The following is a 10966-nucleotide window of genomic DNA, read 5'->3' on the forward strand; positions in this document are numbered from 1 at the left end:
AGGATATTCTGTGGGAGGCCGGGTGGGGGTGTGGGCTGGTGCGGCACTTAAGGCTACAGCCCGAATTTCAGCAGCAATGTCCGCTGGAAAAATTCGTGATTGTCGTCGGATACGACCCACAGGATCGTCCGGCCACGCTCTCGGCTAACCGCCAGCCCCTCAAAATTATCGGCCAGCAGCGGCGGGGCGAGGCGGGCGAGGGTGCGGGCTTTCAGTTCCATCCCCTGTTCCAGCCGTTCGGGCAGGTCGACGATCGCGATGGTCGCGGTGAACAACTCCTGCAAGGTCAGGCGGCGATTGAGGACCAGCAGGTGCTGCGCATCCAGCGCCACCGCGTCGGTCGGGCGATAGCCCTGCGGCGGTGTATAACGCAGATGGATCGGATCGGGGGTTTCGCGCTCGGCCGGGTCGCCCGCAAACAGCAGAATGTCATGCCGGCCATCGGGGGTCATCCCCATCTCGCCAATCGCCAGAAAGCGGCCATCGGGCAGGCGCGCGAGCGATTCGATCGACCCGGTCGGGGGCCAGGCCATGATCTGTGGCCAGGTCCGGCACGCTTCGACCCGCGCGAATCCCGGCGCATAGCGGCAGATCGCCTGTTGCAGCTCGAACCCGATCCAGTAGCGATCGCTGACCGGGTCATGCGTCAGCGATTCCGAATCCCATGCCCACCAGGGACGATCGCGATCCTGCGACCGAATGGGGAGGGGGGCGATGAAGGGCCGCCGCCGCGCCTCACCATCGCCGACATGCAGCCCCATCAATATGCCGGAATCGCTGAGCGCCAGCACATCACCGGGCGGTGAGACCAGCAGCGCCGATATGCCGCCGAACCCCGGATTGGCGCTGCGCAGCTCCCAGCCGCCCAGATAGTCGAGCGAACCCACCCGCCGCAGCGCAGGATCGGCCGTGCTGAGCGGCAGCGGCCGCGCGGTGACCAGCAAGGCGCCCGGCTGCACGGCTGCAGGCTTGCTGTTGTGCGGGGCTGGCAGCAGCAGGATGGCGAGCGCCAGGACGATCAGGATTCGCGTCATTCCCTTCGCCATAGGATAATATCAGGCAGGACGCAGCAGGACTGTGCCGGACCGTTATCAGCTTAACGGCGGCTGTCAGCCCCATTCAGGGTCGGCTCAAGGCGAATCACCCATAAGACGTTCATCACTGGCGAAACCCGTCTCTGGGAAGCGCCGACAGAATGACGATTTTGGAAGGAGCAACGCCATGAAGATGAAGTTTCTGATCAATATGGGAGCCGCTCTGGCGATGGGCGCTGCTTCCCTGGCCGTGACCGCAACCCCGGCGATGGCCCGCGACGGCTATTATCGCGGTTATGACCGTGGCGATTATTATCGCGACCGTGGCTATCGCGGCTATCGCGGTGACCGTGGCTATTATCGCGGCAATGACCGCTATTATCGCAGCAACGCCTATCGTGGTGGCTATCGCGGGGGCTATCGTTGCCGGGACAATGGCACGGGCGGCACCATCATCGGTGCTATCGCCGGCGGCTTGCTGGGCAATGAAGTCGGCAAGGGTTCGGGCCGCTACGGCCGTCGCGGTGACGGCACGACCGGCGCGATCATCGGTGCTGGCGTAGGCGCCCTTGCTGGCCGGGCCATCGACCGCAATTGCTAAGGCTGGAACTGCGTGTTCCCGCGCAGGCGGGAACCTACAGTGGAGGTAATCGAAAAGGCCGTCTCATCCGAGGCGGCCTTTCTGCGTCAGGGCTTGGGATCGGGCTGCGGCGCAACCCGGCCACGATCGGCACCCGCTGCCGCGCTGGCGGCGGGATTAAGGCCCATGTCGGCGCTCTGCGCTGCGCCGGCGCGCGCGTCGAGCATGGCGGCGGCGTCATTGAGCGCGCTGGCTTCACTGGCGCTGACCCCGCCGACGCCATCGGGTGATCCCGAACCGCAGGCGGTCAATGGCAGCAGCGCGGCGGCGATGAAGATGGTGCGGATCATCGATCAGTCCCCAATGGAAAAGGGGCCGCCCCGTTACCGGCGCGACCCCTTTCCGAATTCTGAAAGTCCGTTTGGACTTACATCGCGTTCGCGACGTTGTTGGTCGCGTTCGACGCAGCGTTTGCGGCGTTGTCGGCGGCATTCAGCGCGGCGTTCATGGCGTTGTCAGCAGCGTTCGACGCATTTTCAGCCGAGTTGGCAGCGTTGTTGGCGGCATTTTCCGTGCCACCCGAACAGGCGGCCAGACCGAGCGAAGCGGCGAGAACGAGCGAAAGAGCGATAGACTTGGTCATGGGCAGAAACCCCTCTCTGAGAATAAAAACGGTGCAGACCACTCTCGGAGAAAAGCTCACCCCCCATTGCGCCTGCGCGTTGATTCGTAATGCTTTGGTTGATGCAAGGCAATCCCATTCCTGCAATCCGGGCGGGAAACGGGCGCGCTTTTGTTCGCAGTTGCGGAAAATCTGCGGGCATTGACGCATATAAAGATTTCTTTATATGGAATGGCCATGCACACGGCACTCGATATTTTCCGGGCACTTGGCGACCCGACGCGGCTGCGCATCATCCACCTGTTGCGGGCGATGGAGCTGGCCGTGGGAGAGATTGCGCAGGTCGTGGGGCAAAGCCAGCCGCGCGTATCGCGCCATGTCCGCATCCTCGCTGAAGCGGGGCTGGTGGAGCGGCGCAAGGAAGGCAATTGGGTATTTCTGCGGCTGGGCAAGGGCGACGATGTCGCGCCGTTCGTATCGCTGTTCGACCGTCTGACCCCGTCGGATAGCGAGGCATTGTGGCAGGCGGCCGATCTGGCCCGGCTGGCGGCGGTGCGGGCGGACCGGGCGCGGGCGGCGGAGGGCTATTTTGCCGACCATGCCGAGGAATGGGATGCGATCCGTTCGCTCCATGTGGCGGAGGCGGATGTCGAGGCGGCGATGACGGTGCTGCTGGGGCGCGAACCGATCGGCCATCTGCTCGATATCGGCACCGGCACCGGGCGGATGATCGAATTGTTTGGCGGCGCGGCGCAGGCCGTGACCGCAATCGACCGCAGCCCGGACATGCTGCGGCTGGCGCGGGCCAAGCTGCCCGAAGATGCGGGCGACAAATATGCGTTGCTGCTGGGCGATTTTGGCGCTTTGCCGCTGGAGCCGGGCAGCGTCGATACCGTCCTGCTGCATCAGGTGCTGCATTATGCGCAGGTGCCAGAGCAGGTGATCGGGGAGGCGGCGCGCGTCGCCACGATTGACGGCCGGGTGCTGATCGCGGACTTCGCGCCGCATGAACGGGAAGAATTGCGCGTGCGCGATCAACATGCGCGGCTGGGCTTTTCCGACGAACAGATGGAAGGCTGGTTCGCGGCAGCGGGCCTGCAACTGGAACGGGTGGAGACTTTGCCCGGCCATGAATTGACGGTGCAACTGTGGCTGGGGCGACGCAAAGGCGCGCCTGTCCAGCAGCAAGAAGGACGGATTTCCGCATGACTTTGAACGATCCTGTCGCCCCGCTTTATGCGGACCTTGCGGGCGACTGCCATGTCAGTTTTGAATTCTTCCCGCCCAAGACGGAGAAGATGGAAGCCCAGCTGTGGTCGGCGATCGAGACGCTGACGCCGCTCAACCCCAAATTCGTGTCCGTGACCTATGGCGCGGGCGGGTCGACCCGCGAACGCACCCATAATACGGTGGCGCGCATCGCACGGGAAACGTCTCTGGCCGCCGCCGCGCACCTGACCTGCGTAGGTGCGAGCAAGGCGGAAATCGCCGAAATCGCCGATGCCTATTGGGAAGCAGGCGTGCGCCACATCGTCGCCCTGCGCGGCGATCCGCCCGAAGCGGGCGGCACGTTCGAGCCGCACCCGGACGGTTACAAAGGTGCCGCCGAACTGGTCGAAGGGCTGATGCAGCGCCATCCGTTCGAGATTTCGGTGTCGGCCTATCCCGAAGTCCATCCCGAAGCGGCCAGTGCGCAGAGCGACCTCGACAATCTCAAGCGCAAGCTGGACGCGGGGGCGACCCGCGCGATAACGCAATTCTTCTTCACCCCTGACGCCTATTTTCGCTTCCTCGACAAGACGCTGGCGGCGGGTATCACGGCGGACATCGTGCCGGGCATCATGCCGGTCAGCAATTTCGCCGCGACCCAGCGGATGGCGGCGATGTGCAATACCCAGGTGCCCAGCTGGATGGGCCGCCTGTTTGAGGGGCTGGACGATCATCCCGCCTCGCGCCAGCTTGTATCGGCAACGATTGCAGCGGAATTGTGCCGCAGCCTCTATGGCGGCGGCGTGCGCGACTTTCATTTCTACACGCTCAACCGGGCGGAACTGAGCTTTGCGATCTGCCATTTGCTGGGTTTGCGGGCGAATATATCATTGGAGACAGCAGCATGAGCGCTGAACAGACATTGCGCGCGCTGGCCGCGGACAAGATCCTGATCTTCGACGGCGGCTATGGCACGTCGATCCAGAAACATGGTCTAACCGAAGCGGATTATCGCGGCGATCTGGACCTGCCAAAGGACCAGAAGGGCAATAACGACCTGCTCTGCCTGACCCGGCCGGACATCGTGGAGGGTATCCACAGCGCCTATCTGGAAGCGGGCGCGGACATGATCGAGACCAACACGTTCAGCTCGACCAAGATCGCCATGGCCGATTATGGCTGCGAACATCTGGTGTGGGACATCAACATTGCGGCGGCCAAGCTAGCGCGCGCGGCGTGCGAGAAGGCGACCGCGAAGGACGGCAAGCCGCGCTTCGTCTGCGGCTCGATCGGCCCGACCAACAAGACGCTCTCCATCTCCCCCGACGTCAACGACCCCGCCTTTCGCGAGGTTGATTATGATACGCTGAAAGCCGATTATCGCGAGCAGTGCGAGGCGCTGATCGCGGGCGGGGTCGATTTCCTGCTGGTCGAAACCTGCTTCGATACGCTGAACGCCAAGGCGGCGGGCATGGCCGCGCGCGAGGCGGAGGAAGCGGCGGGCCGATCGGTGCCGCTGATGCTCAGCTTCACCATCACCGATATGTCCGGCCGCAACCTGTCGGGCCACACGATCAACGCCTTCTGGTATTCGCTGCGCCATTTGAAGCCGCTGACCATCGGCGTGAACTGCGCATTCGGCGCGGATCTGCTGCGGCCCTATCTGGCAGAGCTGTCCAAGAACGCCGATACGCTGATCCTGGCCTATCCCAATGCCGGCCTGCCCAACGAACTGGGGCAATATGACGAACTGCCCGCCACCACCGCGCGGCTGATCCGGGAGTGGGTGGATGAAGGTCTCGTCAACATGGTCGGCGGCTGCTGCGGCACCACGCCTGCGCATATCGGGGCGGTGGCGAAGGCGCTGGCGGGGCATAAGCCGCGCGTGGTGCCGGAATTGCCCGTCGTGACGCGCCTCGCTGGCCTGGAGCCGATGCACATCGCTGCCTAGTACCCCTCCCGCTTGCGGAAGGGGTTAGGGGAGGGCATGTGCGCTTCCCGCCCGACCTGACACGCCCTCCCCCGACCCCTCCCGCAAGCGGGGGGAGAGAGAATGAAAATGACCACCCAGAAATCCCCGAATGTCACTGGCGCCACCTTCGTCAATATCGGCGAACGCACCAACGTCACCGGATCGGCCAAGTTCAAGAAGCTGATCATGGCGGGCGATTATGCCACCGCCATCGACATCGCGCGCGAGCAGGTGGAAAATGGGGCGCAGATCGTCGACGTCAACATGGACGAGGGGCTGCTCGACGCGGTCGAGGCGATGACGACCTTCCTGAAACTCATGACGTCGGAACCCGACATCAGCCGCGTCCCCGTCATGATCGACAGCAGCAAATGGGAAGTGATCGAGGCGGGTCTCAAATGCGTTTCCGGCAAGCCGATCGTCAATTCGATCAGCATGAAGGAGGGCGAGGAGGCCTTCCTGTTCCACGCCCGCAAATGCATGGCCTATGGTGCCGCCGCGGTCATCATGGCGTTCGACGAAACCGGTCAGGCCGACACGAAAGAACGCAAGGTCGAGATTTGCGCCCGCGCCTATGACCTGCTGGTCGGCATCGGCTTTCCGCCGGAGGACATCATCTTCGATCCCAATATCTTCGCGGTCGCGACGGGGATCGAGGAGCATAATAATTACGGCGTCGACTTCATCGAAGCCTGCAAGGAGATCAAGGCCCGCTGCCCGCACGTCCATATCTCCGGCGGCCTGTCGAACCTCAGCTTCTCCTTCCGTGGGAACGAGCCCGTCCGCCGCGCGATGCACAGCGTGTTTCTCTACCACGCCATCCCCGCCGGTCTCGACATGGCGATCGTCAATGCGGGCCAGCTCGACGTCTATGACACGATCGACCCCGAACTGCGCACCGCGTGCGAGGATGTCGTGCTCAACCGCGATCCCGAAGCGGGCGACCGCCTCGTCACGCTGGCAGAGAAATATCGCGGCACCGACGCGGTGGCGGACAAGGCCGCCGAAGCCTGGCGCAGCTGGCCAGTCGCCAAGCGGCTGGAGCATGCGCTGGTCAAGGGCATCGACATGTATGTCGTCGATGATACCGAGGAAGCGCGCCTGTCCGCCGAAAAGCCGATCCATGTGATCGAAGGCCCGCTGATGGACGGCATGAACGTCGTCGGCGACCTGTTCGGCGCAGGCAAGATGTTCCTGCCGCAGGTCGTCAAATCCGCCCGCGTCATGAAGAAAGCGGTCGCCCACCTTCTCCCCTATATCGAAGCCGCCAAGGAACCGGGTGCCAAGGGCAAGGGCAAGATCATCATGGCCACGGTCAAGGGCGACGTCCATGACATTGGCAAGAATATCGTCGGCGTGGTCCTGCAATGCAACGGCTTTGAAGTCGTCGACATGGGCGTGATGGTGCCCTGGCATGACATCATCAAGGCGGCGAACGATCATGACGCGGACATGATCGGCCTGTCGGGCCTCATCACCCCCTCGCTGGACGAGATGGTGACGGTCGCCACCGAAATGCAGCGCGCGGGCATGATCATGCCGGTGCTGATCGGCGGCGCGACCACGTCCAAAGTCCATACCGCGCTGCGCATCGACCCGTCTTATACCGGCCCGGTCGTTCATGTGCTGGACGCCAGCCGCGCGGTCGGCGTGGCGACCGCGCTCGTGTCCGAAACCCAGCGGGATGATTTCGTCCAGAAAACCAAGGATGATTATGAGCATGTCCGCGTCGCCCGCGCGAACAAGGGGCAGAGCGCGCTCGTGCCGCTGGAGGACGCCCGCGCCAATGCGTTCGAGATTGACGAGAGCCTGAAAGCCCCGCGCCCGCGCCTGCCCGGCGTCCATCGCTTCCCCGACTGGGATTTGAAGGACCTCATCCAATATATCGACTGGACCCCCTTCTTCCGCGCCTGGGAACTGGCGGGTAATTACCCCGCCATCCTGACCGATCCGGTGGTCGGCGAAAGCGCGTCCAGCCTGTTTGCCGATGCGCGGGCGATGCTCGACCGGATCGTCAACGAAAAATGGCTGACCGCGCGTGGCGTTGCGGGCCTGTGGCCCTGCCGCCGCGAAGGCGACGACATCATCGTCCATGTCGAAGATGAGAAGCACTATACCCTGCCGATGCTGCGCCAGCAGATCCAGAAGCGCGAAGGCCGCGCGAATATGTGCCTGGCCGACTTCATCAGCCATGACGGCGACTGGATGGGCGGCTTTGCCGTCGGGATGCATGGCATCGAGCCGCATCTGGCCCGGTTCAAGGCCGCGATCGATGACTATTCGGACATTCTTCTGAAAGCTTTGGCCGACCGCCTGGCCGAAGCTTTCGCCGAACGCCTCCACCATTATGTCCGCACCGCGCTGTGGGGCTATGCGGAGGGGGAGCAGCTGACCAACGAAGCCCTGATCAAGGAACAATATCGCGGCATCCGCCCGGCGCCCGGCTACCCGGCCTGCCCCGAACACAGCCTGAAAACGATCCTGTTCGAGATGCTCGACGCCCACCACGCGACCGGCATTACGCTTACCGAAAGCTTCGCCATGCTGCCCACCGCCGCCGTCAGCGGCTTCTATTTCGGTCATCCCCAGTCCGAATATTTCGGCGTGGCGCGGGTAGGGCGCGACCAGCTGGAGGACTATGCGGTGCGGCGCGGGATCGATATCGATACGGCGGAACGCTATTTGAGGCCGAATTTGGATTGAGGGGGCGGGTCGTTTCTATGTTCGGGGAGAGGTGACAGGGCTGGCTCGTCCCGCCACTCCCTCATCACCATGCTGAATTTTTTTGACTATGAAGGTTATAATTAGTCAAATTTCGCTCATAAAGTAGTATTACTTAATGATGTTTATATGGTCTTTAGAAACGATCATTTACATCGGGTCGAATGCCGCCACGAAGTTGTGAAAGTTCATCTAACAAATCGATCTTTTCTTGGCGCAGATTTGGTAGGCTTTTCATAAAATAGGCATCGTCCAATCCATATCTAGCGAAGTCTTGCTCTTTGCATAGAATCAGCCACTCGATAACTTCTAAACCCGCCAGCACGTAACCGATGCTTGAATTAATTCGAACAAGGTTGGAGAAATCGGTACTGCGCACTCTATGCCACCTGCTACCGCATAATTCAAATACCCTCCCATCTCCGTTGGGTTGCAGCGCAGGCCCCGCGTCACTCAACCCCTGTTTCTGATGCTGGCGACGCATGGGTTGCGCGATAATTTTCGCAGTAGGTAAGCGAGATCGCCTCGCCCCCAAACCTGCAGCAAATAGTCCAGTGCCAGGGATGTAACGCATAAAACCGCCATCTGCAGTGCCGACTGCGAGGCCAAAAGTAGATGAAAGTAAGAAATTATTACTAACATATACAATCATTAAATCTTTTATGCGTATGAGCATCGCGCTAGGCGTAGAAAGAAACGAACGATTCAAAAAATCTAATAAATCTAACGGAATTACGTTATCCGTCACTCTAAAAAATATCGCAAGCCTATCGAACGCGCCGATCCGAAAATTTGGAAACGATGTTTCATAGTAACCAAGTTGTACGGAATGACCATCAAGCGCGGCGCCCATCAAAGAAGAAGCAGATTTTATTTTGTCCAACCAGTCAAAAATTGCGTCGATTTCAGTCCACGTAACCCTCCCACCCGCAGTCAAACGCTTTATGGGAGAAATGACTGGATCTTCGATTTTCCGGGCGAATTTGGCGTTGCAGCTTCTATGTGATACCAAACACAATTGTCTCCAAGTAGGTTGTTTGTGTTCGTCTGAGTTAAATACTTCTACCCTATTCTCGCTGACGTTTCCCGCCATCCGGTGCAACCATTGAGGCAATGGATGTTCTAGCGTGGCGTCGTTGTTGGTGATTAGCCCACCACAAAGTACACAGCTTGGAAAAATGGTCGAGCGGACGGCGGGACTATCAGCAATCTGTAGACGTCCACCAACCTGAAAACGACGAGGTATGAAGGAAAGATTCTCGCTCGCGTGCCTAGCAGCCTCGACCCAGGGTCGCTCATCGATAACGCCATCACCGCCCATGCTCATAAGCTTATGCTAGCGTATTGAGGACTATCGAGATAGTAAATCTGGTCGGTGGCCGGCTTGGGCGATGCTCGGCGGTAATGTTGGGGGTGCCGGAAATTTACTGTACATTTGGGAATGGCGGAAAATCTGCCAGTCAACTCTCATAGACGGACAGGCCCCCCCACTACCACCCATTCTCCCCCAACAAAAAAGGGCGCCCGGTTGCCCGGACGCCCTTCTTCCTGTCGTAAGGAAAGGGGATTGCCTTACGCCTTATAGACCTTGTCCACCGCCGCGCGGAATTTGGCCATGTCGTCGGCGGAGCCGACGGTGACGCGGGAGACGGTGGGCCAGATTGCCCAGCTACGGCCGATCTGCACTTTCTCCGGCGCGGCCAGCAGTGCGGCCTGCATTTCCTTGGCGGGCTTCTTCCAGTTGACCATGAACATATTGGCCTGGCTGCCGGGATGGACCTCGATACCCTTCTTAGTGAGCCAGGCGATGGTTTCCTCGCGATTGGCGATCATTTCCTCACGCCGCGCCTTGATGAGCGCCGCTTCGGTATAGACCGCATTGCCGCAATGCATCGCGGTGATCGCCAGGCCACCAGCCGCCGGGCCGAACAGCATGATGCGCTTTTGCACGTCGGGATCGGCGAAGGTGAGGCCGAGGCGCACACCGGCCATGCCGAACAGTTTGGAGAAGGTCCGCATGACGATGATGTCCTTGCGGGTGCCGATCAGCGTGGCGGCGCTGGGGGCTTCGGAGAAGTGGAGATAGGCCTCGTCCACCAGCAGCATGGAATCGGCGGGCTTGTTGTCGAGCAGCCATTTGATGTCGGCCAGCGGCGTGATCGTGCCGGTCGGGTTGTTGGGTGAGCAGATATAATAGAGGCCCGCATTGGGATTGGCGGCCAGCATTGCCTTCACGTCATGGCCCTTGCCGATGGCCTGCGGCGCCTTGGCGATGGGGGCTTTCATATAATCGGCGGTGCGCCAGGCCGACTCGAAGGTCGGGTCGGCGGTCACCAGCCCCTTGGTCGGTGAGCAATAGGCCGCCACGATGCTGACCAGCGGGCCACCCGAACCGGGCCAGGGCATGACATGGCTTTCGGGGATACCCTCGACCGTGGCGACGGTTTTGACCAGATCGCCGCGATAATTGTCGGGATCATACCAGTTGCCGAACGATGCGGCTTCGGCGGCTGCGGCAACGCCCGACGGGAAGGGGCCGGTCCAGCATTCGTTCGCGCCGATGCGCACAGCGCCCTTGATGCCGCGCCCGGCCTGCTGCTGCGCCATCGCGGCCCCGCCCAGCATGGTGCTGGCGGCAACGCCAGCGCCCAGCAGCGCGGCCACTTCGGCCAGCTGGCGGCGGGAATAGCCGCGTTCGATCAGATCGTCTCTGGCATCCTTGTCTAGCATCATGGTCATGTCGTCTGTCCCTTTGTCCAGCCATCCGGGCGTTCGTTCCGGGGGTTCATGGGGAGAAACGAAGCGGCGGCGCATTTCCTGTCTCTTAT

General features: G+C 61.4%; 10 protein-coding genes. 5 read left to right on the forward strand and 5 right to left on the reverse strand.

Going from position 1 to position 10966, the window contains the following annotated elements:
* Nucleotides 1-53: 53 nt before the first annotated feature.
* Nucleotides 54-1034: an esterase-like activity of phytase family protein gene (locus EBBID32_RS16220; protein ID WP_006960861.1), complete on the reverse strand. Its 981-nt coding sequence runs from the start codon at nt 1032-1034 to the stop codon at nt 54-56.
* 187 nt (nt 1035-1221) lie between these two features.
* Between EBBID32_RS16220 and EBBID32_RS16225 the strand changes: the two genes are divergently transcribed.
* Entirely contained in the window at nt 1222-1635 is a 414-nt protein-coding gene (locus EBBID32_RS16225; protein ID WP_006960863.1) for a glycine zipper 2TM domain-containing protein, read from the forward strand.
* Nucleotides 1636-1721: 86 nt separating this feature from the next.
* Here EBBID32_RS16225 and EBBID32_RS16230 read toward each other — a convergent pair whose 3' ends face one another.
* Together EBBID32_RS16230 and EBBID32_RS25205 are read right to left on the reverse strand one after the other, a co-directional pair.
* Nucleotides 1722-1964, reverse strand: a complete 243-nt coding sequence (locus EBBID32_RS16230) for a hypothetical protein (RefSeq protein ID WP_006960865.1) — start codon at nt 1962-1964, stop codon at nt 1722-1724.
* Between the two features lie 77 nt (nt 1965-2041).
* Entirely contained in the window at nt 2042-2257 is a 216-nt protein-coding gene (locus EBBID32_RS25205; protein ID WP_037491279.1) for a hypothetical protein, read from the reverse strand.
* A gap of 216 nt (nt 2258-2473) precedes the next feature.
* Here EBBID32_RS25205 and EBBID32_RS16240 point away from each other — a divergent pair, with 216 nt between their 5' ends.
* The 4 genes from EBBID32_RS16240 (at nt 2474) to metH (ending at nt 8120) form a co-directional block, all read left to right on the forward strand.
* Nucleotides 2474-3445 carry an ArsR/SmtB family transcription factor gene (locus EBBID32_RS16240; RefSeq protein WP_006960869.1) on the forward strand — a complete coding sequence of 324 codons (972 nt, stop codon included), beginning with the start codon at nt 2474-2476 and terminating at the stop codon, nt 3443-3445.
* Complete coding sequence (gene metF / locus EBBID32_RS16245) at nt 3442-4353, forward strand: methylenetetrahydrofolate reductase (protein ID WP_006960871.1); 912 nt, start codon at nt 3442-3444, stop codon at nt 4351-4353. Before EBBID32_RS16240 ends, metF begins: the two co-directional genes overlap by 4 nt.
* Nucleotides 4350-5396 carry a homocysteine S-methyltransferase family protein gene (locus EBBID32_RS16250; RefSeq protein WP_006960873.1) on the forward strand — a complete coding sequence of 349 codons (1047 nt, stop codon included), beginning with the start codon at nt 4350-4352 and terminating at the stop codon, nt 5394-5396. The genes metF and EBBID32_RS16250 overlap by 4 nt, the downstream gene beginning before the upstream one ends.
* Nucleotides 5397-5504: 108 nt before the next feature.
* Nucleotides 5505-8120, forward strand: coding sequence for a methionine synthase (gene metH / locus EBBID32_RS16255; RefSeq protein ID WP_037491281.1), 2616 nt, complete (start codon nt 5505-5507; stop codon nt 8118-8120).
* Between the two features lie 154 nt (nt 8121-8274).
* Here the strand turns inward: metH and EBBID32_RS24200 are convergent, their stop codons facing one another.
* Nucleotides 8275-9465, reverse strand: coding sequence for a hypothetical protein (locus tag EBBID32_RS24200; protein ID WP_156022594.1), 1191 nt, complete (start codon nt 9463-9465; stop codon nt 8275-8277).
* A gap of 245 nt (nt 9466-9710) precedes the next feature.
* On the reverse strand, nt 9711-10877 hold the full coding sequence (locus tag EBBID32_RS16260) for a pyridoxal phosphate-dependent aminotransferase (RefSeq protein ID WP_006960879.1): 1167 nt from the start codon (nt 10875-10877) through the stop codon (nt 9711-9713).
* Nucleotides 10878-10966 lie beyond the last annotated feature (89 nt).

The sequence above is a fragment of the Sphingobium indicum BiD32 genome (genome assembly GCF_000382885.1).
GTDB lineage: Bacteria > Pseudomonadota > Alphaproteobacteria > Sphingomonadales > Sphingomonadaceae > Sphingobium > Sphingobium japonicum_C.